Source organism: Xanthomonas sp. XNM01 (assembly GCF_014851915.1).
In the GTDB taxonomy this organism is placed as follows: Bacteria; Pseudomonadota; Gammaproteobacteria; order Xanthomonadales; family Xanthomonadaceae; genus Pseudoxanthomonas.
The window spans coordinates 586,977-610,257 of sequence record NZ_JACVAP010000001.1; the positions used below are offsets into that span (position 1 = coordinate 586,977).

Annotated in this window: 17 protein-coding genes; 8 read left to right on the forward strand and 9 right to left on the reverse strand. The window is 70.2% G+C overall.

The genetic code is table 11. From position 1 onward, the window contains the following. Positions 1 to 30: 30 nt before the first annotated feature. The 4 genes from IB242_RS02605 to IB242_RS02620 form a co-directional block, all read right to left on the reverse strand. Positions 31 to 1,068: a spore coat U domain-containing protein gene (locus tag IB242_RS02605; RefSeq protein ID WP_192275626.1), complete on the reverse strand. Its 1,038-nt coding sequence runs from the start codon at positions 1,066 to 1,068 to the stop codon at positions 31 to 33. Next, entirely contained in the window at positions 1,065 to 3,485 is a 2,421-nt protein-coding gene (locus IB242_RS02610; protein WP_192275627.1) for a fimbria/pilus outer membrane usher protein, read from the reverse strand. Before IB242_RS02610 ends, IB242_RS02605 begins: the two co-directional genes overlap by 4 nt. Further along, complete coding sequence (locus IB242_RS02615) at positions 3,436 to 4,098, reverse strand: molecular chaperone (RefSeq protein ID WP_225539970.1); 663 nt, start codon at positions 4,096 to 4,098, stop codon at positions 3,436 to 3,438. Before IB242_RS02615 ends, IB242_RS02610 begins: the two co-directional genes overlap by 50 nt. Before the next feature lie 85 nt (positions 4,099 to 4,183). Further along, entirely contained in the window at positions 4,184 to 4,717 is a 534-nt protein-coding gene (locus tag IB242_RS02620; RefSeq protein ID WP_192275629.1) for a spore coat U domain-containing protein, read from the reverse strand. Between the two features lie 276 nt (positions 4,718 to 4,993). Here IB242_RS02620 and map point away from each other — a divergent pair, with 276 nt between their 5' ends. The 6 genes from map (at position 4,994) to dapE (ending at position 11,463) form a co-directional block, all read left to right on the forward strand. Then, positions 4,994 to 5,770 carry a type I methionyl aminopeptidase gene (gene map / locus IB242_RS02625; RefSeq protein WP_192275630.1) on the forward strand — a complete coding sequence of 259 codons (777 nt, stop codon included), beginning with the start codon at positions 4,994 to 4,996 and terminating at the stop codon, positions 5,768 to 5,770. Between the two features lie 10 nt (positions 5,771 to 5,780). Further along, positions 5,781 to 8,441: a [protein-PII] uridylyltransferase gene (gene glnD, locus IB242_RS02630; protein WP_192275631.1), complete on the forward strand. Its 2,661-nt coding sequence runs from the start codon at positions 5,781 to 5,783 to the stop codon at positions 8,439 to 8,441. Then, the gene (gene dapD, locus IB242_RS02635; protein ID WP_343237098.1) at positions 8,411 to 9,337 is read left to right on the forward strand and encodes a 2,3,4,5-tetrahydropyridine-2,6-dicarboxylate N-succinyltransferase; all 927 of its coding nucleotides are present in this window, start codon (positions 8,411 to 8,413) and stop codon (positions 9,335 to 9,337) included. The genes glnD and dapD overlap by 31 nt, the downstream gene beginning before the upstream one ends. Positions 9,338 to 9,470: 133 nt before the next feature. Continuing rightward, on the forward strand, positions 9,471 to 9,830 hold the full coding sequence (locus IB242_RS02640; RefSeq protein ID WP_192275633.1) for a Spx/MgsR family RNA polymerase-binding regulatory protein: 360 nt from the start codon (positions 9,471 to 9,473) through the stop codon (positions 9,828 to 9,830). Next, positions 9,827 to 10,336 (forward strand): GNAT family N-acetyltransferase, encoded by a 510-nt coding sequence (locus IB242_RS02645; RefSeq protein ID WP_192275634.1) that lies wholly within the window; start codon positions 9,827 to 9,829, stop codon positions 10,334 to 10,336. Before IB242_RS02640 ends, IB242_RS02645 begins: the two co-directional genes overlap by 4 nt. Then, positions 10,333 to 11,463, forward strand: a complete 1,131-nt coding sequence (gene dapE, locus IB242_RS02650; RefSeq protein WP_192275635.1) for a succinyl-diaminopimelate desuccinylase — start codon at positions 10,333 to 10,335, stop codon at positions 11,461 to 11,463. The genes IB242_RS02645 and dapE overlap by 4 nt, the downstream gene beginning before the upstream one ends. Positions 11,464 to 11,586: 123 nt before the next feature. Here the strand turns inward: dapE and IB242_RS02655 are convergent, their stop codons facing one another. Both IB242_RS02655 and IB242_RS02660 read right to left on the reverse strand, forming a co-directional pair. Further along, positions 11,587 to 13,260 (reverse strand): AarF/UbiB family protein, encoded by a 1,674-nt coding sequence (locus tag IB242_RS02655; RefSeq protein ID WP_343237072.1) that lies wholly within the window; start codon positions 13,258 to 13,260, stop codon positions 11,587 to 11,589. A gap of 92 nt (positions 13,261 to 13,352) precedes the next feature. Then, on the reverse strand, positions 13,353 to 14,195 hold the full coding sequence (locus tag IB242_RS02660; protein ID WP_192275636.1) for an SEL1-like repeat protein: 843 nt from the start codon (positions 14,193 to 14,195) through the stop codon (positions 13,353 to 13,355). A 377-nt stretch (positions 14,196 to 14,572) separates the two neighbouring features. On the opposite strand from IB242_RS02660, the gene asnB reads away from it, so the two are divergent. Then, positions 14,573 to 16,264: an asparagine synthase B gene (gene asnB, locus IB242_RS02665; protein ID WP_192275637.1), complete on the forward strand. Its 1,692-nt coding sequence runs from the start codon at positions 14,573 to 14,575 to the stop codon at positions 16,262 to 16,264. Positions 16,265 to 16,683: 419 nt separating this feature from the next. On the opposite strand, the gene IB242_RS02670 is transcribed toward asnB, so the two are convergent. Further along, positions 16,684 to 19,245, reverse strand: coding sequence for a penicillin acylase family protein (locus IB242_RS02670; RefSeq protein ID WP_192275638.1), 2,562 nt, complete (start codon positions 19,243 to 19,245; stop codon positions 16,684 to 16,686). 167 nt (positions 19,246 to 19,412) lie between these two features. Between IB242_RS02670 and bfr the strand changes: the two genes are divergently transcribed. Beyond that, on the forward strand, positions 19,413 to 19,904 hold the full coding sequence (gene bfr, locus IB242_RS02675; RefSeq protein ID WP_192275639.1) for a bacterioferritin: 492 nt from the start codon (positions 19,413 to 19,415) through the stop codon (positions 19,902 to 19,904). Positions 19,905 to 20,163: 259 nt separating this feature from the next. Here the strand turns inward: bfr and IB242_RS02680 are convergent, their stop codons facing one another. Both IB242_RS02680 and parC read right to left on the reverse strand, forming a co-directional pair. After that, complete coding sequence (locus tag IB242_RS02680; RefSeq protein ID WP_192275641.1) at positions 20,164 to 20,820, reverse strand: thiopurine S-methyltransferase; 657 nt, start codon at positions 20,818 to 20,820, stop codon at positions 20,164 to 20,166. 114 nt (positions 20,821 to 20,934) lie between these two features. Then, on the reverse strand, positions 20,935 to 23,181 hold the full coding sequence (gene parC / locus IB242_RS02685) for a DNA topoisomerase IV subunit A (RefSeq protein WP_192275644.1): 2,247 nt from the start codon (positions 23,179 to 23,181) through the stop codon (positions 20,935 to 20,937). Between the last annotated feature and the right edge of the window lie 100 nt (positions 23,182 to 23,281).

The window sequence follows — 23,281 nt, forward strand, 5'->3', positions numbered from 1 at the left end:
GCAGGCTTGAGCCAGGTGCGTCACCCCGGGTCAGTAGGTGATGGTGACCGTGACGGTGTCGCTGTAGGTGCCCGGCGCGGTGCCGGTGGCGGTCGTGGGCGGTGCACGGCCATAGATCGTGAGGGTCTGGGCCGCGCCGGTGCCGGTGCCTGGCAACGTGGTGCTGGAAAGCGTGTTTCCCCAGCGGGTGCTGCGCGCGGCGTCCCTGTAGAGCTCGTAGGGAATGTAATAGGTGGTGCTGCCGATGGTCCGGCTCATGCGCCGGTTGCCATTGGAATCGGCATTCAGGCCATTGTTAAGGCCAACCTGCCACGGGGTCCGGTTCACGCAGGTCAGGCTGAGCGTGGTCTGGCGGTCGATGTTGCTGGCGATCCGGCCGACGTTGGTGCCGAAGTCCAGCATGTTGGTGACGTAGGTGCTCGCGTTGCAGCTGGCGGCGACGTTGCCGGTGACGGTGAGCTCGCCCGCAGTGGCGTTGAGGCCGGAGTTGGCGATACCCCCACCGGTGGGCGTGGTGCAACTGCTGACGACCGGGCCGATGCCGAGCAGGGTCGGCTCGGACACGGCCGCCTGCAGGGCAATGGGCAGGCGGCTGGTGAAGTTTCCGAACGCGAGCGGTTGCCCGGCGGGGTAGCTGCCATACAGGGTGAAACTGGTGCTGCCCGAGGCGCTGCCGAGGAGCGAGGGGTACTCGAACACGATCTGCTGCCAGGCCGGGGACGTGGTGCTGGTGGTGCCGAACACCGCCGTGCGCCCGGCATTGCTGTAGATCTGGTAGTTCAGCCCTTCGCCCGTCGTATTGGCCAGGCGCCGCCAGCCGGTCAGGCTCCCGCCCGTGCCGGTGCCCAGGCCCAGGCAGACGGCCACCCGCACGGTACTGATGACCTGCAGCCCGCTGGTGGTGCAGGACACGGTCACATTGGTGGTGGTGGTCAGCGCGCCGGTGCCGAGCGGGCCGAAGGCGAGCGTGGGCGTGCCGGAAACCGAGCAGGTGGTCGCCGCCTGCGCACGGCCGTTCCAGCCGAGCAGTGTCAGCAGGAGCAGCAGGAGCGGCAGTCCCCATCTCATCGAGGGACCCGGTCCGGCGGCATCACCGGCAGCGGCCGGCACTGCAGGGCGGGCAGCTGGCGCTGCCCGTCGGGCGGCAAGTCGAACCGCGCCTCGCAGCTGCCCTCCTGGCTGCGCACACGCAGCACGTTGTGCGCATCGAGGTCCTCGATCCAGGCCATGCCGTCGTAGCCGACCACGGAGGCCGGGTGTCCCTCGCGTTCGATGCGCGCGCCCACGGGCAGCGGCCGCCCGTGAACATCCTGCAGCAGCACGGTGACCGCGCGGATCCTGCGCAGGCCGAACTCCACGCCGATGCCGGCGCCCTGCCTGGGCGTCGCGAGCGCCTCCAGGCGCTCGGCGCGGACATCCGGAGGCAGGTCCATCGCGTCGATGGACAGGCGGTTGCGCTGCCAGGACAGCAGCGGCGTCACCAGCAGCAGACCGTCGTCGTCGGTGCGGCCGATCGGGCGGTTCTCCAGCATCACCGGGACGTCCGGCCAGCCGGTGGATACCACGGCGAAGGCGTCCGGCACCTCGCGCGCAGCGAACATCCGGCCCTTCATCCACACCAGGCTGCCGGCTGCGCTGGCGTAGCCGAACGTGCTGCCGCCCTGCGAGGAGGCGCCGGCCGAGTAGCGGCCGCGCTGGTTCAGCACGCCGATCTCGGCCAGGCCACCGATGCCGTCGTCGCCGCTGCGCGCCTGCAGTCGCCAGCCCGCGCCGCTGCCGCTGCCGTCGCCGGGAACCGGCTTCATCACGTCGGCGGTGGCCACGGTGCGGCCGCCGCTGTGCTGGACCGTGGCGCTGGCCTGGCGGGTATTGCCGAGGGAGATGCTGAGCGAGGCGTAGGCGCTGATGTCGTCGCGGTCGTCGAGATCCTGGTTCACCGAGACGTAGGCGGACCAGCGCTGACGGAACGTCCGCGACCAGAACACGCTGAGATAGCGGCTCCGGTCCATGTCCAGGTAGTCCAGGCGCAGATAGCTCGCGCTCAATGCGCCGAAGCGCTCCAGATTCAGGCCGACGGTGGCCTGGTCGCTGATCGACGGTGCGTATCCGCCCTGCAGGCTGCCCAGGTCCCGGTAGTGGCCGTGCGTGCGGCGGGTGGCGAGGTTGACGTTGATGCGCCGGTTGTTCCAGTTCCAGCCCGCCGCGTACTGGCCGCCGCGCAGTCCGTCGCCGGCGCGGCTGGCGATGTAGGACGCGCTGAGTACGCCCATGCCGCCCAGCAGCCAGAGCCCGCCGGCGCCGAGGTTGGCGATGCCGCCCCCGGCCTCGGCATGGGATTCCAGCGTCATGCCGTTGCTGACGCCGTGTCGCAGCGTGGCGCTGGCGACGGTGTCGTCCTCGTACTCGAACGAGCGCACCCCGAACCCGCGCCGCATGCGACCGGCGGCGACCGACCAGTCCGTCAGCCCCGCGGCCAGCAGCTGATGGGTGCCGTAGAACGAGAAGTCCAGCGTCTGCATCCGTCCGAAGGCATCGGTGATCACCACCTGGGCGGTGCCGTTGCCGGTGATGCCCGGCTGGGTCGCCAGTTGGAACGGGCCGACGGGGACCTCGCCCTGGTACTGGCGCAGCCCGTCCACGTACAGCTCCACGCTGGAGGGCACCACCGCCTGGCCGAGGAAGGAGGGCGTGGGCGTCAGCACGCGGTAGGGCTGCAGCCCGTAGTTGCGGCCCACGCGCAGGCCACCCATGCGCACCGGGCGGGTCCAGTCCAGGAAGCCGCTCTGCATGTCGCCGACCGTCAGGGTGACCGCACTGTCCGGGAAATCCAGGTCCCAGCGGGTGTCCAGGCGCACTGATTCGTGCTGCCAGCCATCGCCGGGCTGCTGCCAGGCGCGCAGGACCAGGTCGCTACTGAAGCTGCCGGGCCCCAGTCCGAATGCGCGTGCGCCGGTGGTCAGCGCCACATTGCCCTGGCCATCGCTGATGCTGGTGTACAGGTCGTAGTTGATCGCCAGGCCGGGCGAAGCGCTGGCGACCGGGCGGTCGAAACCGGCGGCGCCGAGGCGGGTGGTCGGCAGCTGCAACTGCTCCAGCGGCACGTCGAGGGCGATCATCTGCATGCCCGCGTCGTAGTGCACGACCAGCCCCGCGATGGCCTCCAGCGTGACGGGCGCCTCGCCACGGACCGGAAAGCCGAGCTGGCGCAGGGTCGCGGCGGGGGCCTGCAGGCGGCCTCCCTGCTCGAGAAACGGCAGCAGGCCCCGCGGGGCCTGGTTCAGCGTGACGTCCAGATAGATCGTCTGGGGCGAGGTCAGCGGGGTGGGGGCGGCAAGCATTCCCTCGGCGGAGACATCGAGCGCACCGGCCTCCAGCGACCGTCCCGCCGCCGGCGAGCCCGCGATGCCGGCTGTAAACAGTGCCAGCACGCACGCCTCAGCGAGTCGCAGGCGCCGCGGGCAGTGGCGTCTGCTCCGGTTCACCATTGATCCTCGCGCTGAACCTGCCGTCCTGGAAGCGGCTGGCCGGATGCTCCAGCGGCCACCGCATGGTCATGCCGGGGAGCACGTAGCCGACCAGGCCTGCCCGGACGATGAGCGGCCGCTCTGGATCGCCCTGTGCCAGGTCGGCGATCTGCGCGTGGCCATCGCCGGCGTTGCTGACTTCGATCTGGGCGTTGCCGTCGTCGCCAGGCACGAGCCGCCATTGCAGGTCGGGCTGCCCGGCAGGCCCCTCCGGCAGCACGAACACCGGCACCGAATAGCGCAGCACGAACTGCATGCCGCTGCGGTCAGGATCGAACGCCGGCACCTCGTCCACGATCACCCGGTAGTACTGCTGCGTCGGGGGTGCCCCGGCTCCGGCCCGCATGATGCGTACCAGCTGCCGCTGTCCGGCGCCCAGCTGCTGCATCGGCGGGCTGATCAGCAGATCCTGGGTCGGCTGCAGCTCGTCGCGTCCGTCGACCTGCGTCCAGCGGAACAGGCGCACCTGCACCTGGACAGGATCGGTGCCTGAATTGCTCAGCCACAGGGCCTCGGCGTCCTGGCCGGCCTGCAGTTCGAGGGTGGTGGGGGCGACCTGCAGGCTGGCCGTCATTGCCGCCCCCGACGCAAGTCCGCAAACGACCAGCGCCAGGGTGCGAAACCACGGGCGACACCGCGATGCACGCGTCATCGCGACCTCAGTACACGATGGTGGCGGTGACCGTGTCCTGGTAGTTACCCGGCGTCGCGTTGTTGCTGGCCGGGCTGGCGACGCGGCCATAGACCTGGAATACCTGATTCTGGCCGCTGCCGGTGCCGGCGACCGTATTGGTATTGGGTGTGGCGCCCCAGACCGCGGTACGGCCCGCATCCTGGTACAGCTGGTAAGCGACGAAATTGTTGGTGGTGACCGCCGGATTGACGTGGCGCATGCGGCGGGTCGTCACGTCACCCGGGGATCCGGGATTGGAGCCCGAATTGAGCTGGATCGAATAAGGCGTGGTGACGCTGCAGTTGGCCGTGACCGTGCCCTGCGCCAACAGTTCGGTGGTCGAACTCGCCAGCGCGCTGCCGAAATCCACGTCGGTGGCCGAGGCGGCGGTAATGGTGCAGGCCTGGGTAATGATCAGCCGCACGTTGAATGTGACCTGGTCGGCGGCCGATGCGCTGGCGCTGGCGGCGACAAGTCCGCACGCGGCGAGAAACTGAAGGGTTTTGAATCGTGAAGGCATGGATGGTCTCCCGGACAGCAGTGAGTTTCTGTCGTGGCGCAGCGCCACTCGCGGAGTAATGCATCGGTCGTGCCAAGGCGGATACTACAGAAGTATCTGATGTGGATACTGCGTGGTTTTATCACGCCGGATAATCGAAGTGTGATTTCGATCGGATAATCGCGGCGCGCTGACGGGGTGCCGTCGGCGGGATCCTGGCGCGGCGCCGGCCGGTTGACGCGACGCAGCAGCCGCTGGCGCGTTCAGAATCGGGCCCGGATCGGCGATAATCGGCCCATGAGCATGCACCTGAAGACCCCCCAAGAGATCGAGCAGATGCGCATCGCCGGCCGCCTGGCCGCCGAGGTGCTGGATGTCGTCGCGGCCCACGTGAAGCCTGGCGTGACCACCGAGGAGCTGGACCGCATCTGCCACGATCACATCGTCAACGTGCAGGGTGCGGTACCGGCCAACGTCGGTTACCGCGGCTTCCCCAAGACCGTCTGCGCGTCGGTGAACAACGTGATCTGCCATGGCATCCCGAGCGAGGCCAAGGTCCTGAAGGACGGCGACATCGTCAACATCGATGTCACCGTCATCAAGGATGGCTGGCACGGCGACACCAGCCGCATGTACTTCGTCGGGACGCCGTCGGTGATGGCGCGTCGCCTGGTCGAAGTGACCCACGAGGCGATGTGGCGCGGCATCCGTGCGGTGAAGCCGGGCGCGACGCTGGGCGACATCGGCCACGCGATCCAGCAGTACGCCGAATCCGAACGCTTCAGCGTGGTGCGCGAGTACTGCGGCCACGGCATCGGCAAGGTCTACCACGACGAGCCGCAGGTGCTGCATTACGGCAAGCCGGGGCAGGGCCTGGTGCTCAAGCCGGGCATGACCTTCACCATCGAGCCGATGATCAACGAAGGCACCCGCTACACTCGCGTGCTGCCGGACGGCTGGACCGTGGTCACCAAGGACCGCAAGCTGTCGGCGCAGTGGGAGCACATGGTCGCGGTCACCGAGGATGGCGTCGATGTGCTGACCCTGGCCGCCGGCCAGCAGATGCCGTTCTGAGCCTGCCCGCATGACGCCAGCGACCGGGACCGCCATTGCCACCGACCCGCAGGCGGTCGATCGGTCGATCGAGGCCGATCCCCACTGGGCCGCTTCCGCACGCGACGTGCTGGCCCAGGCCGACGCACGCTTCGCCCGGCGTTTCGACCAGGGCGTGGACATCGACCGCCTGCTGGCGCTGCGCGCCCGGGCGGTCGACGAGGTCCTGCGCCAGGCGTGGGCGCGGTGCCTGCCGGCCGATGCGCCGCTGGCCCTGTTCGCGGTCGGCGGCTACGGCCGTGGCGAACTGTTTCCGCGCTCGGATGTCGACCTGCTGGTGCTGGCCGATGCCGACGCGCAGCAGGCGCACCAGCCGGCGCTGGCCCGGTTCTTCGCGCTGCTCTGGGATACCGGGCTGCCGATCGGCCAGGCCGTGCGCTCGGCCGCGCAGTGCACCACCGCGGCCGGCGAAGACCAGACCATCATGACCGCGCTGATCGAGGCGCGGCCGGTGATCGCCGATGCGGCGGCGGTGGCGCGGCTGGTCGAGGCGATCGCGCCGGACCGGATCTGGGCCCCGCGCGCGTTCTTCCTGGCCAAGCGCGAGGAACTGCTGGCGCGCCACCAGCGTCATGGCGACACTTCCGACAACCTCGAGCCCAACATCAAGGAAGGCCCGGGCGGTCTGCGCGACCTGCATACGCTGGGCTGGATGGCGCTGCGCGCATTCGGCGTGCGCGACATGGAGGCGGTGGTCGGCCTGGGCCATCTGGGCGCCGACGAAGCCGCGGCGCTGACCCGCGAGCGGCGCGCGCTGGCGCGACTGCGCACCGGCCTGCACCTGGTCGCCGCGCGACCGGAGGAGCGGCTGCGCTTCGATTACCAGAAGACCCTGGCGCAGCGCCTGGGCTTCGACGACGACGCCGGCTATCTGGGCGTCGAGAGGATGATGCAGGGCTTCTATCGCAGTGCGGCGATCATCCGCCGCATCAGCGACCGGCTGCTGCAGCGGTTCGAGGAAACCTTCGACGGCGAAGCGGTGCCGGCGGCGCTCAATCCGGATTTCGAACTGCGTCGCGGCTACCTGGCGGCGACCGCGCATTACTGGCCCGAAGGCGACCTGCGCGAGGTGCTGGCGCTGTTCGCGACCTGGGCCGCGCACCCGCAGACGCGCGGGCTGCACTCGCTCACCGCGCGCGCGCTGGCCGAATCGCTGCCGCGCCTGCCGCCCTATACCAGTGCCGCGCCAGCCGCGCGCGAGCGCTTCATGGCGCTGCTGCGTGGCCCGCGGCCGGTCGAGACGCTCACCCGGATGGCCCGGCTGGGCCTGCTCGGCCAGTACGTACCCGCCTTCGCGCAGGTATCCGGGCGGATGCAGTTCGACCTGTTCCACGTCTATACCGTCGACCAGCACACCCTGATGGTGCTGCAGAACATCGCCGGCTTCGCCTCGGGGCGCGCCAGCGAGCGCTTCTCGATCGCGCACGAGGTCTGGCCGCGGTTGCGGCGGCCCGAGCTGCTGCTGCTGGCAGGCCTGTTCCACGACATCGCCAAGGGCCGCGGCGGCGACCACTCCGAACTCGGCGCGGTCGATGCCCGCGCGTTCTGCGTCGCCCACGGGCTGGGCGAGAACGACACCGCGCTGGTCGCCTGGCTGGTCGAGCAGCATCTGCGCATGTCGGTCACCGCGCAGAAGCAGGACATTGCCGACCCGGACGTGATCCGCGGCTTCGCCACCCTGGTCGGTGAGCGCGAGCGGCTGGACTATCTGTATCTGCTGACCTGCGCCGACATCGCCGGCACCAGTCCCAAACTGTGGAACGCATGGAAGGACCGGCTGCTGGCCGACCTGTACGTCGCCACCCGCCGCGTACTGCGCGAGGGCATGGAGGCGATGGTCGACGCCGACGCGCGCGTGGCCGAGGCCCGCGAGTCCACGCGTGCGCTGCTGCACGAGCAGGGCCATGACGATGCGACGATCGACCGCCAGTTCGCGCAGATGCCGGACGAGAGCTTCCTGCGTTTCCGCCCCGAGCAGCTGGCCTGGCAGGCGGCGGCGCTGGTGGAGGTCAACATGGGCGACACGCAGGCCTGCGTGCGGCCGATCGGCGAGCGCGGCGATGCGCTGGAGGTCTTCGTCCACTCGCCCGACCGCGACGGCCTGTTCGCCGCGATCATGGCCACGCTCGACCGGCATGGGTATGGCGTGCACCAGGCGCGCGTGCTGATGGGCCCCAACGGCACCGTGTTCGATACCTTCGAGGTGCTGCCCACCAACGATTTCTGCAACCGCGACCCGGCCCAGCTCGAGCGGGCGCTGCGCGATGCGCTGGCCGGCCCGCTGGACCGGGTGCGGGCGCCGCGCCGTGCCGCGCCGCGGCTGCTGCGGCATTTCCGCTTCGCCCCGCGGATCGAATTCAGCACCACCGCGGACGGGCGCCGCAGCCTGCTCGGGCTGACCTGCACCGACCGCCCCGGCCTGCTGGCCGACGTGGCGCTGGCGCTGCGCAGCTGCCACCTGCGGGTGCACGACGCGCGCATCGCCACGTTCGGCGAACGTGCCGAAGACCTGTTCCAGATCACCGACGAGCACGACCAGCCGCTGGACGAAGCCGCCCAGCAGGCGCTGCGCACCGAACTGCGTGCGCGGCTGGACCCCGAATCCCCCCAAGCCCCCGGAACCCCACGCTGATGGCCCCGACGTCGAAGAAGACCGCCCGCAAGACCGCGCCGAAGAAGCCCGCCGCCGGCACAGCCGCCCCCGGCGTTGCCGAGCTGAAGTTCTCGATCGAGAGCGCCTTCGAGCGCCGCAGTGCGCTGACCCTGGACGAGATCGACGGCTCCACCCGGCCGCTGGTCGAGCGTGTCGTCGATGGACTGGAGTCGGGCGAGTTCCGTGTCGCCGAGCCGGACGGCACCGGCGGCTGGCAGGTCAACGAATGGTTGAAGAAGGCGGTGCTGCTGTACTTCCGGGTCAACGACATGACCGTGATGGAAGGTGCGCCCGGTCCGTTCTGGGACAAGGTGCCGCTGCGCTTCGACGGCTACGGCGAGGCCGAGTTCCGCAAGCTCGGCGTGCGCGTCGTGCCCGGCACCGTCGCCCGTCGTGGCAGCCATTTCGGCAAGGACGTGGTGCTGATGCCGAGCTTCGTCAACATCGGCGCGCACGTGGGCGAGGGCACGATGGTCGACACCTGGGCCACGGTCGGTTCCTGCGCGCAGGTCGGCAAGCACTGCCACATCTCCGGCGGCGCCGGCATCGGCGGCGTGCTCGAACCGCTGCAGGCCAGCCCGACGATCGTCGAGGACCACTGTTTCATCGGCGCACGTTCGGAAGTGGTCGAAGGGGTGGTCGTCGGGCATCACAGCGTGATCGGCATGGGCGTGTTCATCGGCCAGTCGACCCGCATCTACAACCGCGCCACCGGCGAGATCTCCTACGGCTACGTGCCGCCGGGCAGCGTGGTCGTGTCCGGCTCGCTGCCGGCGGCCGACGGCACCCATTCGCTGTACTGCGCGGTGATCGTCAAGCAGGTCGATGCGAAGACCCGCGCCAAGACCAGCATCAACGAGCTGCTGCGCGGCTGATCGGACGCATCCGGTGGCGGCCTCATGTCGCTGCCGGATGCGCGGACCCCCGGTCATGAAGGCCGGAGCAGGCGCGCTGGCGCCCGCGTCGTCGCGCCATGGATGGCCGCTACTGGACAGGACACACACCGCAATGACTGCCACCCTCTACGGGCTGAAGAACTGCGACACCTGCAAGAAGGCCATCAAGTGGCTGGACCGCTTCGAGGTGGCGCACCGCTTCGTCGACTACCGCGACAACAAACCCGCCCCGGAAACCCTGGTCGACTGGGCCGGCAAGGTCGGCGGCTTCGATGCGCTGGTCAACAAATCCTCGACCACCTGGCGCCAGCTGCCGGACAGCCGCAAGACGCCGGGCAGCGATGCCGAGTGGAAGCTGCTGTTGCGCGAGCACCCGCAGCTGGTACGGCGTCCGGTGGTGGTGCTGGACGATGGCAGCGTCAGCCAGGGGTTTTCCGACAACGGCTTCAAGAAGCTGTTCGGCATCGGATGAACGTTCGTCCGTACCGGTCCGGGGACTGGCCCGCACTCTGCGCCATCCATGACCTGGCCCGGATGGAGGAACTGCAGGCGGCCGGACTGGCCGACGCCTTCCTGCCGCTGGAGGTCGCGGCCGGGCGTGAGGACCTGTTCGCCTACACCGTCATGGTGGCCGAACGCGAAGATTCCGTGCTGGGTTTCGTGGCGTTCGACCGCGACGAACTGGGCTGGCTGTACGTGGATCCTGCCTGTCGGCACCGTGGTGTCGGCAGGGCGCTGGTGGCGGCCGCGCAGCAGGCGAGTGCCGGCGGGCTTTCGCTGGAACTGCTGATCGGCAACGCGGCGGCGCTGGCGTTCTATCGGCGCTGCGGCTTCCTGGCGACAGGGACGCGGTCCGGGCGCATGCCGGGCAATGAATCCTTCGCGGTGGGCGTGCAGGTCATGCAGTGGACCGCTGCAGGCGATGCAACGTCGCCAATGCTCCCGAGTGCCGACATCGATGTGGACGTGAACGCATGAGCGACATCCTCGATCTGACCTGCGAGCTGATCGCGCGCCCGTCGGTGACGCCGGACGATGCCGGCTGCCAGCAGTTGATCGCCGAGCGCCTCGGGCGGGCGGGCTTCACCTGCGAACACCTGCGCCTGGGCGAGGTCGACAACCTGTGGGCCACGCACGGCAGCGGCGAACCGGTGCTGGTGCTGCTCGGCCATACCGACGTGGTGCCGACCGGCCCGCGCGAGGCCTGGAGCAGCGATCCGTTCGAGCCGACCCTCCGCGACGGCATGCTGTACGGCCGCGGTGCGGCCGACATGAAGAGCGGCGTGGCCGGCTTCGTGATCGCCGCCGAGCGCTTCGTCGCCGCGCATCCGCAGCACACCGGCACGCTGGCGCTGCTGCTGACCTCGGACGAGGAGGGCGATGCGATCGATGGCGTGCGCCATGTCGCGCGCCTGTTCGCCGAACGCGGCCAGCGCATCGACTGGTGCATCACCGGCGAGCCGTCCTCGACCGCGCGCCTCGGCGACCTGCTGCGGGTCGGCCGCCGTGGCAGCCTCTCGGGCACGCTGACGGTCAAGGGTGTGCAGGGACATGTGGCGTATCCGGACAAGGCGCGCAACCCGATCCACCTGGCCGCACCGGCGCTGGCCGAGCTGACCGCGCGGGTCTGGGATGCCGGCTACGAGAGTTTCCCGCCGACCAGCCTGCAGATCAGCAACATCCACGCCGGCACCGGCGCCAACAACGTCATTCCCGGCGAGCTGCAGGTGGCGTTCAACCTGCGCTACACGCCGCTATGGGACGCGTCGAAACTGGAGGCGGAGATCGCCGCGCTGCTCGACCGGCACGGGCTGGGGTACACGCTGTCCTGGCATCGCAGCGGCGAGCCGTTCTACACGCCTGAAGGGCGCCTGCGCAGCGTCGCCCGCGAGGTACTGGGGCAGTTCGCCGGCGCGCCGCCGGAAGAGAGCACCGGCGGCGGCACGTCCGATGCGCGCTTCATCGCACCGCTGGGCGCGCAGTGCATCGAGGTCGGCCCAGTCAATGCGTCCATCCACCAGGTCGATGAGCACGTGCGCGTGGCCGATCTGGAGGCGCTGCCGGATCTGTACCAGGCGTTGATCGCACGTCTTCTGGCGGATTGAACCGTCGTTGCAAGGGCATCGGGCGCATGTGCCCGGTGCCGTGCACGCGGATCGACGATGTGGCCTCTGGAGCCGTGCGTGGCGCGGGCCGGAAGGTCCGGGCGGGGCAGGTGGCTTTCGACCTCAATGCGGCCCGTGCTGTTCGTTCGGCCGGGCCCTGCGGTCGCGGATCACGGCGCTGAGCGCGATGGTCAGGCCAAGCACGGTGGCGATCAGGAACAGCACGACGGCCAGGGCCGGGTAGCCGAACAGCGTGGCGGCCGTCTCCACCCGCATCAGCATCGCCGAGGACATCAGCAGCGCGGCGGTGACGACCGCGGCGGCGATGCGATTGGCGATCTTCTGCATGTTCTCCAGCACGCGCGAGTTCTCGAGCCCGGCCAGGCGCACCTGGAAGCGGTTCTCGGCCAGCAGCGACAGCGTGTCCGACAGCTTGCGCGGCGCATCGCGCAGCAGGCCCTGCACCTCGAGCAGCTCACCGGCCATGTTGGCCGAGGAGAACGAACGCCGCAGCTGCGCGCGCATGATCGCGTTGAGATGCGATTCGACCAGCTCGCGCGGATCCATGTCCGGATCCAGCGCGCCGGCCACGCGCTCAAGGTTCAGCAGGGTCTTGCCGAGCAGGCTGATCTCGGCCGGGACGCGCAGGCCGTGCTCGGCCGAGCAGCCGACCAGTTCCAGCAGCAGACGACCTTCGGAAGTACGGCGGCGGCCGGTCGCGTAACGGGCCACCAGCTGGCCGGTGTCGCGGTTGAAGGCGGCATCGTCGAACTGCTCCAGGCGGGTGCCGATGGTGACCAGTTCGCGCGCCACGTCCTCTCCGCGCGCGTCCACCGCGGCGAACAGCAGCTTCAGCAGACGCTCGCGCATCCGCGGCGGCACCTGCGCGACCATGCCCAGGTCGATCAGCGCCAGCCGGCCGTCCTTGCACAGCAGGACGTTGCCCGGATGCGGGTCGGCATGGATGTCGCCGTGCACGAAGACCTGGTCCAGGTAGGCCCGCATCAGGTCCGCGGCCGGTGCGACCAGGTCCAGCTCGGTGCGCTGCAGGCCGGAAATCGTCGTGACCTTGCTGCCGTGGACCAGTTCCATCACCAGCACGCGCGAGGTGCACAGCCCCCAGATCGGCGCGGGCACGTGCAGGTGGCGGTAGCCGGCCAGGCGTTCGCGGAAGCGCTCCAGGTTCTCGGCCTCGCGGCGGTAGTCCAGTTCCAGCAGCAGGATCTTGCGGAATTCGGCGATCCAGTCGGCGAAGTGCAGGCGTCGCCCGGTTTCGGTCAGCGCATCGGCGGTACCGGCCAGCTCGGCCAGCACCGCCAGGTCCAGCCGGATCGCACCGTCCATGCCGGGGCGCTGCACCTTGACCGCCACTTCGCGGCCGTCGCGCAGGATCGCGCGGTGCACCTGCGCCAGCGAGGCGGCGGCCAACGGTTCGGGATCGAAGAATGCGAACAGCCGGCCGGGACGCACGCCCAGCTCGTCCTCGATGATCCGCTCGATCAACGCCGTCTCCACTGGCGAGACCTCGTCCTGGATCCTGTCCAGCGCGTCGATGTAGGCCGGCGGGATCAGGTCCGGGCGGGTGGACAGCGACTGGCCGAGTTTGACGAACACCGGCCCCAGCGACTCGAGGTCGGCGGCGAACGCGCGCGCCTCGGCGATGTCGGAGGCATCGGCGATGGTCGGTTCCACCGGCGGCGCGCTGGCCCAGTCCATGCCGGTCAGCACGCGCCGGTGCCGGGCCAGGCGGGACACGACCTGGGCATGGCGGGCCAGGCGTTGGGTGGCATGGGTCACGTCGGTCTCCCCGTGGCGGATGCCGCGGCGGCGGCACGGTCGCAGGAAGTATTCGGTGACCGACGTGAGTGCTCCGTCAGCTGGGCGGGCGGTCAGCTGCTGAAGTTGAAGACCACCGGCTTGATCGCCTCGCGCCAGTACTCGGGTTCGGCCAGATAGAAGCCCTGCGCCTGCGCCATCGCGAACCAGCGTGCGGCTTCGTCGCCGTCCGCGACCTCGCCTCTCGCCTGGCGGCCGAGCAGCAGGCCGGCGAAGTACTGGCCGAACACGTTGCCCTGCGCGGCCGCACGCCGATAGCAGTCCAGCGCCGCCTCGCGGTCGCGCTCGACCAGCACGCCGCCCTCGTACATCGCACCCAGATCGACCAGCGCCTCGGCGTCGCCACGTGCCGCGCCTGCGCGGATCGCATCCAGCGGATTGGCCACGCCTTCCGGCGGCGCGAGGCGGTCGCCGGCCATGCGGTACAGGTGGCGCAGGTAGACCGCGCGGCGCAACGCCCAGCGCAGGGTCATGTCGGTATCGCCCTGCTGCTGGTACAGCGTCCGCAGTCCGCTCCAGGCATAGGGCGAGCCGTGATAGGCCGCCCGCGCATGCCAGACGCGGGCCTTGCGCAGGTTCGGGCGGATCGTCGGCGTGGCGGTGTCGTCGCCGTCGAGGCGGCCGCTGGCGTGGATCGTGCCGAGCCGGTACTCGGCGCTCGTGCTCCAGTGCCCGTCACCGCCGGCCAGCATCGCGCTGCGTTCGTACCAGCGCAGCGCACGCCAGTCGCCGCGGCCGCGGAACGCTTCGCCGACCTGGTAGGCGGAGGCGGCATCGTCCTCGAAGCGGCTTTCCAGTTCGGCGCGCGTGTCGGCCGTCAGCGTCGACCGCGGCAGGCTGCTGCAGCCTGCCAGCGCCAGGCAGCCCAGGGCGAGAAGGACGAGCGGCCAACGCATGGCCCGACCGGTGTCGTGCATCTGGAGATCCATTCCGGAGAGGGCCGACATTATGCGGATCCGGTCATGGTCCGGACAGCGGCCCGGTTTCCGCTGCAACGGTTGCGCGGGCCCGGCAGGCCGCGCTAGTGTCGGCCCCATGCAGCCCGTTTCCGCCACCCGCAACGCCAATTCCAACCGCAATTCCAATGCGGCGAATAATCGTGCGCGGCCGATGCGGGACTGCAACCAGGCGTAAGACAGAACCAACGCCCGGCCACCAGAAAACCCGCATCGGCCGATGCGGGTTTTTTTGTGCCCGGGTGCCGCGACACCACCCGGGCTGGCCGGGAAGCGCGACCGAATCCGTGACATCCATCATCATCAGGAGCTTCCCCATGTGTTCGATCTTCGGCATCTTCGGCCTGCAACCGGGCGACGACCTGCAGGCACTGCGGCGGCAGTCGCTGGACCTGTCGCAGCGCCAGCGCCACCGCGGCCCGGACTGGAGCGGCGTGTACGTCGATGACGGCGCGATCCTGGTGCACGAGCGCCTGGCGATCGTCGACCCGGCCGGTGGCTCGCAGCCGCTGCTGTCCGACGACGGTCAGCTCGCGCTGGCGGTCAATGGCGAGATCTACAACCACGTCGCGTTGAAGGGCGAGCTGCAGCAGCCGTACGCGTTCCAGACCGCGTCGGACTGCGAGGTGATCAACGCGCTGTACCGCGAGGACGCGCCGGCCTCGTTCCTCAACCGCCTCAACGGCATCTTCGCGTTCGCGTTGTGGGACAAGGCCAGGGGCCGCGCGATCATCGCCCGCGATCCGATCGGCGTGGTGCCGCTGTACTGGGGCCATGACAGGGAAGGCCGCCTGCGCGTGGCCTCGGAAATGAAGCCGCTGGTCGACGACTGCGCCGACGTCGCGCAGTTCCCGCCGGGCCACTGGTACGACAGCGCGACCGGCCGGCTGACGAAGTACTACGAGCGCCCGTGGCGCGACTACGACGCGGTCGAGGGTGTGGCCGTGTCGCCGCAGGAGCTGCGCGAGGCGTTCGAGGCTGCCGTGCACCGCCAGCTGATGACCGACGTGCCGTACGGCGTGCTGCTGTCAGGCGGCCTGGATTCGTCGCTGGTGGCCGCGGTCGCCGCGCGCTACGCCCGCCACCGTATCGAGGATGGCGACAGGACCGAGGCCTGGTGGCCGCGCCTGCATTCGTTCGCGATCGGCCTGAAGGGCTCGCCGGACCTGGCCGCGGCCGAGGTCGCGGCCGAGGCGCTGGGCACCGTGCACCACGGCTTCGAGTACAGTTTCGAGGAAGGCCTGGACGCGCTGCCGGAGGTGATCCGCCACATCGAGACCTACGACGTCACCACGATCCGCGCGTCCACGCCGATGTTCCTGCTGGCGCGCCGGATCAAGGCGATGGGCGTGAAGATGGTGCTGTCCGGCGAGGGCAGCGACGAGATCTTCGGCGGCTACCTGTACTTCCACAAGGCGCCGAACGCGCGCGAGTTCCACGAGGAGCTGATCCGCAAGCTCGATGCGCTGAACAACTTCGACTGCCTGCGTGCGAACAAGTCGATGATGGCCTGGGGCGTGGAGCCGCGCGTGCCGTTCCTGGACCGCGAGTTCCTCGACGTGGCGATGCGCATGGACGCCAGCCACAAGATGGTGCGCAAGGGCAGCGCCGACGCGCAGCGGATGGAGAAGGGCGTGCTGCGCCAGGCCTTCGACGGCTACCTGCCGAAGGAGATCCTGTGGCGGCAGAAGGAGCAGTTCAGCGATGGTGTCGGCTACGGCTGGATCGACGGGTTGAAGGCGCATGCCGAAGCGCAGGTCAGCGATCGCGAACTGGCTGCGGCCGGCAAGCGCTTCCCGGTGAACCCGCCGCAGACCAAGGAAGCCTACTTCTACCGCAGCGTGTTCGAACGCTTCTATCCGACCCCGGCCGCGGCCGAGACCGTGCCGGGCGGCAAGTCGATCGCCTGCTCGTCGCCGGCGGCGATCGCCTGGGACGCCAGCTTCGCCAACGCGGCCGACCCGTCCGGCCGCGCGGTGGCCGGCGTGCATGAGCAGGCGCTGGCCTGATCGCGCCAGTAGCGGTGCGGCCTGCGCGGGCCTGGAACTGAAGCGGGCGTCGTCGTGTCACCGACCACGACGTCCGCTTCTGCCGGATGCGAAGCCGCGATCATGTCTTCACCGGAACTGCCCGCGTTGCCGATGCCTGCCATGCGCCGGTCTGCGGTGCCGGCCTTGTGCGTTCGACCGGCTTTCCGGCCCGCACCGCAGATCCGTGTCGTGCCTGTGACGCCGGCGTGCTGGCCCCGATCATGCGCTGCGTTCCTCCAGCATCGCACCCGCTGTGAAGAGGGACCGGCGTGAGGGCTCGACCGGTCGATGCTCGGCGGTCTTGCCTCCGCTGATCACGCCCCGGTGTCGATGGCGGAGCGGGTCCGACAGGGGGATCTTCGAGCGGAGCACGCTGCGTCGCGCAGCGTGCGATGGGTTCACTGCCGCGTCGCCGGCACCAGCGTCAGTTCGTGATGCGACGGCCCGGGCAGGAACCCGCTCGGACGGCCCTGCGCCCAGTCGTCGTGGCCGGCGCCCCAGAACGGCGACAACGGATGCCCGCTCTGGCCGCCGGGCATGTGGATGATGCCGTCGGCTTCGTGGCCGGGCGCCACCACCATCCGTTGCGATGCGCCGAAGGCGGGACCCTGCACGCGCGGCATGCTGCCGTCGCCGGGCAGCGCTTCGGCCGGCATGCACAGGCGCGTGGCGACCGGGCCGGGCAGGGCGCCAGCCAGCGGGTGGCAGATCTTCGTCGTGTTGCGCTCGCCCCAGCTGCGCTCGGACAGCGGCCCGCGGCCACCGAGTTCGTCGCGGACCTCGCGTGCGGCATCCTCGAGCAGCGCGGCCCAGCCGCTGGCCTCGGTGCAGGCGGCAGGCTCCGCCTTCGCGATGACCTCGCAGCCATAGCGGCGCGGCAACAGGTGCGCCGGGCGTTGCTGCAGCAGCGGCCAGACCACGCCTTCGAGCTGGGACAGGTCGGGCATCGCGAACGCCTCGCCCAGCGCGGCACGCGCGGGTGCGGTCAGCCCGTCTGCGATGCGCGCGTGCACCGCCAGGCGCCAGGCGCGGACGAGGCGATAGCCGGTGCTGTCCACGCTGGCGTGGCCGTCCCAGTCGCTGCCGGCCTCGGCCAGCGCCTTCAGCGCCGAGTCGGCCGGCGCGCTGCCGGCCTCGTCGCCGAGCAGGTCCCACCAGCGCTGCAGCATCAGCGCACGGTCGTCGAGCTGGATCGCCAGCAGGTCCTTTTCATCGAAGCGCTCCCGCGCGAACAGCGCATCGCGGATCTGCCGGGCGCGCGCGCCGAACGCATAGCCGCCATCGCCGACCCGGGCCAGCGCCTCGCCGTCGAGCACGCGGGCGTTGGCGGTCCACAGGCGGTGGTGTTCGGGATCGGCGAGCACCGGCGAGATCCCGGTCGAGATCGGCCAGGCCGCACAGCGCGACGCGGGCGCCGTGCCATCGACCGCGTCGGCGCGCAGGCGGTCATCACAACCGGACGCACGCACCGGCAGCGGCCCGATGATGCGCCAGGCGATGCGGCCGTTGCGGTCGGCGAGCATCAGGTTCTGGGCAGGGGTGGCGGCATGCGCGGCCACGGCCAGCGCGCTGTCGAGGTCGCCTGCCACGGCCATGTCGGCCAGGCCGAAGTTCAGCGCCCCGGGCTGGTGCGCGACCCAGCGCAGCGCCAGTGCGGGGCGGCCACCCTCGGCAGGGTGCAGGATCGGGCCATGGACGGTGTCCTCGACGCGCAGGCGCTGCGGCTCGCCGCCGGCCACGTCGATGATCTCGTCGTGCACGGTGACGGCGTCGCACCCCGATGCCGGTGGCGCATCGCCATTGCACGGGTGGACCGCGAACCAGTCGGCGGTGTCGGCATAGCTGTTGGTGAAGCCCCAGGCGACATGGCCGTTGCTGCCGACGATCACTGCCGGCAGGCCGGGCAGGCTGAAGCCGGACACGTCGACCTGGCCGCCCGGCGCGCGTGGATCGGGATAGCGCAGCCGGACCCGGAACCAGATGTTCGGTGCGCGCAGCCCCAGGTGCATGTCGTCGGCGACGATCGCGCGGCCGTCGGCGGTCAGCCCACCGGCCACGGCCCAGTTGTTGCTGCCGGGGCGGAGGTCGGTGGCGCGCCCGGTGTGATCGCTCCAGTGCGACGACGGCGGAAGGCCTGATCGCTCCCACGGCAACACAGCCGGAGCGCCGGCAACCAAGGAGTCGGGGCGCCATCGGGTACCGGCCGCGTACTCCTCGCGGTGCTCGGCCCGACCTTCCGGCATCGGCAGCAGGCGCAGGTCGACCTCGGCCGCCGTCGGCAGTCCGGCGTTGCCGCGCGCCTGCCCGAACAGCGGCGCGTCCCACTCGCTGCCGTCGCGGGCCAGCAGGGCGCGCAGCGCCGGTGGCAGTTCCGCATCGAGGCGTGCCCGGGCCAGTTCGGCGGTGTTGTCGGCGTCCTGCAGGTCGAAGTACATCGCGTAGCCGGCCAGCGCCGAATCGGTGACCTCCCAGCGTCGCGGTGTCTGGCGCAGCAGCAGATAGGCCCAGGGGCGGACCGGCATGGCATCGAGCCCGGCGTTGACGCCATCGGCATAGGCCTGCAGCGCTGGCAGCTGCTCACCTGCGAACTGCGCATGCGAGGCCTCGGCGCGCGCGCGCATGCGATGCACGCGGTGCTTGCGGTCGACCTCCAGTGCCATCGGCCCGAACAGGCCGGCCAGTTCGCCGGCAGGGGCGCGGCGCAGCAGGTCCATCTCGAAGAAGCGCTCCTGCGCGTGCACGTAGCCGAGCGCGCGCGCCGCATCGGCCTGGCTGGCGGCGTCGATGGTCACCACGCCCAGCGCATCGCGCTGGATCGCGACCGGCGCGGCCAGTCCGGGCAGGGGCAGTTCCCCGTCCAGCGTCGGCAGGCTGCCGCGCAGCAGCCACCAGGCGGTGACGGTGGCCGCGACGGCCAGCAGCGCGACCAGCAGGGCCAGGCGCCCGATCCACTTCAGCATGCGCGTCCTCTCCGTGGCGTGCCGGGAGCGCCGGCGCGGCCCGATTATTCCATGCCCGCGTGGCCGGCCGATGGCAGCTGGACATGCGGAATGAAACGCGACTGATTCCGATTGAAACACCGCCCGCCGGGATCGGGCACCATGCGCGCCTGGCAAGGAGACTCCGCATGAAAGGCCATCCCGAGGTCATCGACACCCTGAAGGAACTGCTGCGTGGCGAGCTGGCCGCGCGCGACCAGTACTTCCTGCATTCCCGCCGCTACGAGGACCAGGGCCTGATGGCGCTGTACGAGCGCATCAGCCACGAGATGCAGGAAGAAACCGAGCATGCCGACGCGATCCTGCGCCGGATCCTGTTCCTGGAAGGCGACCCGGACATGCGCCCGCATGCCTTCGAGGGCGGCAGGACCGTGCTCGAGATGCTCGAAGCCGACCTGAAGGTCGAGTACAAGGTGCGCGCCGACCTGGCCGCGGCGATGAAGCTGTGCGAGCAGCACCAGGACTACGTCAGCCGCGACATGCTGCTGGCCCAGTTGAAGGACACCGAGGAAGACCACGCCTGGTGGCTGGAGCAGCAGCTCGGCCTGATCAAGCGGATCGGCCTGGAGAACTACCAGCTGTCGAAGATCGCCACCGGCGGCGCGCCCGCGCACGGCTGAGCGGCGACCGTCCGCGACCGGGATCGAGCATGCAGGCCCGCGCCAGTGGCGCGGGCTTTCTGTTGAAGGTCGTGCAGAAGGTCACCGGAGGTCGGGCGCCATGCCCGAAAGCAGTGCCCGCGACGGAGCACGGCCGCGGAGGGAAGCGCTCTTTTGCAGGAGGCCGCTCGAGGCCGACCGCGATGCGCGGGGACACATAGGCCGCAAGCGGCCGATGGCGGTCGCGGCCCCCGGAAAGGGGGGCAAGCACAGCCCGCTCCTACAGGCGTTGCAGGCGGTAGACCGCGGTATGCAGCGACTCGACGCCACCCTCGCGGAAGCGCGGCTCGTCGGCGAGGATGTCGCGCCGTTCCAGCAGGGCGATGTCCCAGTCGTCCGCGAACAGGGTACGCACCTCCGCTTCGTCGACGGAGAACGGTGGGCCGTCCATCTGCGTCTGCGGGTATTCGAGCGTGATCAGCAGCGCCTGGCAGCCGCGCTGCAGCCGGCCGTAGACCTCGGCCGCATAGCGTCGACGCAGGTCCGGCGGCAGGGCGATCAGCGCGGCGCGATCGTAGACGGCCTCCACGCCGGCGAGGGTGGCATCGGCCAGCGCAAACACATCGCCGCGGACCAGATCGATCGGGCCGGCGCGATGATGGACGCCATCCGCCTCGTTGGCGACCGCAGGCGTCAATCCCGCCTCGGCGAAGAACGCCTCCACCGCCAGCGGCGACAGCTCGGCGCCGAGCACGGCATGGCCCTGCGCTGCCAGCCAGTGCATGTCCAGCGACTTGCCGGCCAGCGGCACGAACACGCGACTGCCGGGTGGCAGCGCGAGCGCCGGCCAGTGCTTCTGCAGCAGCGGCATCACTTTCGCGTTGTGGAAGGCGGTACGTCCTTCCTGCCAGCGCTGGTGCCAGAATTCCGGGTCCATCGTGCGTGGCCTCCGAAGTGAGCGCGCGCCGCCGTCGATGACGGTTGGCGCGCTGGATCCAGGCGTCGACGCCGGCCGGGTGGCGTGCCCGGCCGATGCCGACGCGGCGGCGCCTCAGCCGACCTGCAGCCCGTCGACCTTCTGCCAGCCGCGCGGCAGCAGCCCGCCGCGGGTGGCGCGTGCGCCCAGATAGGTGTCCAGGTCCTTGAACGACAGCGACATCGTACGCTGGCCGCTGAACACCTGCAGGGTCGTGCCCGGCGCGACCGCGACCACCGCGACCACGCGCTCGGTGCCGAGCTTGGCCTTCGGGATGTCGATCAGCTTGTTGCCCTTGCCCTTGTCCAGTTCCGGCAGCTCGCTGGCCGGGATCGCCAGCAGGTGGCCGGCGCTGGTGACGGCGACGATGCGGTCGGTCTCGACATTGGCCACCGGCGCCGGCTGCAGCACCTGCGCGTTCGGGGTCAGGTTGAGCATCGCCTTGCCGGCCTTGTTGCGGCCGGTCAGGTTCTCGAAACGGGTCACGAAGCCGTAGCCGTGCGAGGACACCAGCACGAAGCGGGTGTCGTTGTCGCCGCTGGCCAGGGTCTGGAACGAGGCGCCCGGCGCCGGCGAGAAGCGGCCGGTCAGCGGTTCGCCGTTGCCGCGCGCCGACGGCAGCGTGTGCACCAGGGTCGAATAACTGCGGCCCTGCGAGTCGAGGAAGGCGACCTGCTGGGTGCTGCGCGCGCGCGCGGCGGCGAGCAGGCGGTCGCCGTCGCGGTAGGACAGGCCGGCCGCGTCGACATCGTGGCCCTTGGCCGCGCGGATCCAGCCCTTCTCCGACAGCACCACCGTCATCGGCTCGCTGGGGACCAGCTCGCTCTCGTCGATGGCCTGGGCGGCACCGCGCTGGACCAGCGGCGACATGCGCGCGTCGCCGAATTTCTTCGCGTCGGCCAGCAGCTCGTCCTTGACCAGTTTCTTCAGCTTGGCCGGGCTGGCGAGGATGCCGAGGATGCGTTCCAGCTCCTTGGCCAGCTCGTCCTGCTCGCCGCGGATCTTCATTTCCTCCAGCCGCGCCAGCTGGCGCAGGCGGGTCTCGAGGATGTAGTCGGCCTGTTCTTCGGTGAGCTTGAAGCGCGCGATCAGCGCGGCCTTCGGCTCGTCCTCGGTGCGGATGATGCGGATCACCTCGTCCAGGTTGAGGAAGGCCTTCAGCAGGCCATCCAGCAGGTGCAGGCGGCGCTCGATCTTTTCCTGGCGGTGCTTCAGGCGCTTGGTGACGGTGTTGCCGCGGAAGGTCAGCCATTCCGTCAGCAGCAACTTCAGGTTCTTGACCTGCGGCTTGCCGTCCAGCCCGATCACGTTGAGGTTGACCCGATAGCTCTTCTCCAGGTCGGTGGTCGCGAACAGATGCCCCATCAGCTGTTCGGCATCGACGCGGTTGGAGCGCGGCACCAGCACCACCCTCACCGGATTGGCGTGGTCGGACTCGTCGCGGATGTCCTCCAGCCACGGCAGCTTCTTGGCCCGCATCTGCGCGGCGATCTGCTCGATCACCTTCGACGGCGAGACCTGGTGGGGCAGGGCGGTGACCACGAAGTTGCCGCCGGCTTCCTTCTGCCAGGTGGCGCGCGCCCGCACGCTGCCGTTGCCGGTCTCGTACAGGGTGCGCAGGTCGCTGGCGCCGGTGATGATCTCGGCGCTGGTCGGATAGTCCGGGCCGCGCACGTGCTCGCACAGGTCGGCGACGCTGGCGTCCGGATCGTCGATCAGGCGCACGCAGGCGCTGACCACTTCGGTGAGGTTGTGCGGCGGCACGTCGGTGGCCATGCCGACCGCGATGCCGGTGGTGCCGTTGAGCAGCAGGTGCGGCAGCCGCGCCGGCATCCAGCTGGGTTCTTCCAGGGTGCCGTCGAAGTTCGGGGTCCAGTCGACCGTGCCCTGGCCAAGCTCGCCCAGCAGCACCTCGGCGATCGGGGTGAGCTTGGACTCGGTGTAGCGCATCGCCGCGAACGACTTCGGGTCGTCGGTCGAGCCGAAGTTGCCCTGGCCCTCGATCAGCGGGTAGCGGTAGGAGAACGGCTGGGCCATCAGCACCAGCGCCTCGTAGCAGGCCGAGTCGCCGTGCGGGTGGTACTTGCCGATCACGTCGCCGACGGTGCGCGCGGATTTCTTCGGCTTGGCGGTCGCGCCCAGGCCCAGCTCGCTCATCGAATAGATGATGCGCCGCTGCACCGGCTTGAGCCCGTCGCCGAGGAACGGCAGGGCGCGGTCCAGCACCACGTACATCGAGTAGTCCAGGTAGGCGCGCTCGGCGTATTCGCGCAGCGGGATCTGCTCGAAGCCGTGGAAGGTCGGGCGGAGGGTTTCGGTCATGGGCGAAGCGGCGATCCGGAAAACAGGACCGCGATTCTACCCGGACATGGTCTCCCGCCATGCGACGCCGTTGCGCCGGATTCCGCTGCCGGACGGCGCC

Bases quoted from the DNA above. Each gene is read 5' to 3' on its own strand.
- IB242_RS02605 (WP_192275626.1), bottom strand. From the start codon at position 1,068: ATGAGATGGGGACTGCCGCTCCTGCTGCTCCTGCTGACACTGCTCGGC.
- IB242_RS02610 (WP_192275627.1), bottom strand. From the start codon at position 3,485: ATGGTGAACCGGAGCAGACGCCACTGCCCGCGGCGCCTGCGACTCGCT.
- IB242_RS02615 (WP_225539970.1), bottom strand. From the start codon at position 4,098: ATGACGGCCAGCCTGCAGGTCGCCCCCACCACCCTCGAACTGCAGGCC.
- IB242_RS02620 (WP_192275629.1), bottom strand. From the start codon at position 4,717: ATGCCTTCACGATTCAAAACCCTTCAGTTTCTCGCCGCGTGCGGACTT.
- map (WP_192275630.1), top strand. From the start codon at position 4,994: ATGAGCATGCACCTGAAGACCCCCCAAGAGATCGAGCAGATGCGCATC.
- glnD (WP_192275631.1), top strand. From the start codon at position 5,781: ATGACGCCAGCGACCGGGACCGCCATTGCCACCGACCCGCAGGCGGTC.
- IB242_RS02640 (WP_192275633.1), top strand. From the start codon at position 9,471: ATGACTGCCACCCTCTACGGGCTGAAGAACTGCGACACCTGCAAGAAG.
- IB242_RS02645 (WP_192275634.1), top strand. From the start codon at position 9,827: ATGAACGTTCGTCCGTACCGGTCCGGGGACTGGCCCGCACTCTGCGCC.
- dapE (WP_192275635.1), top strand. From the start codon at position 10,333: ATGAGCGACATCCTCGATCTGACCTGCGAGCTGATCGCGCGCCCGTCG.
- IB242_RS02660 (WP_192275636.1), bottom strand. From the start codon at position 14,195: ATGCGTTGGCCGCTCGTCCTTCTCGCCCTGGGCTGCCTGGCGCTGGCA.
- asnB (WP_192275637.1), top strand. From the start codon at position 14,573: ATGTGTTCGATCTTCGGCATCTTCGGCCTGCAACCGGGCGACGACCTG.
- IB242_RS02670 (WP_192275638.1), bottom strand. From the start codon at position 19,245: ATGCTGAAGTGGATCGGGCGCCTGGCCCTGCTGGTCGCGCTGCTGGCC.
- bfr (WP_192275639.1), top strand. From the start codon at position 19,413: ATGAAAGGCCATCCCGAGGTCATCGACACCCTGAAGGAACTGCTGCGT.
- IB242_RS02680 (WP_192275641.1), bottom strand. From the start codon at position 20,820: ATGGACCCGGAATTCTGGCACCAGCGCTGGCAGGAAGGACGTACCGCC.
- parC (WP_192275644.1), bottom strand. From the start codon at position 23,181: ATGACCGAAACCCTCCGCCCGACCTTCCACGGCTTCGAGCAGATCCCG.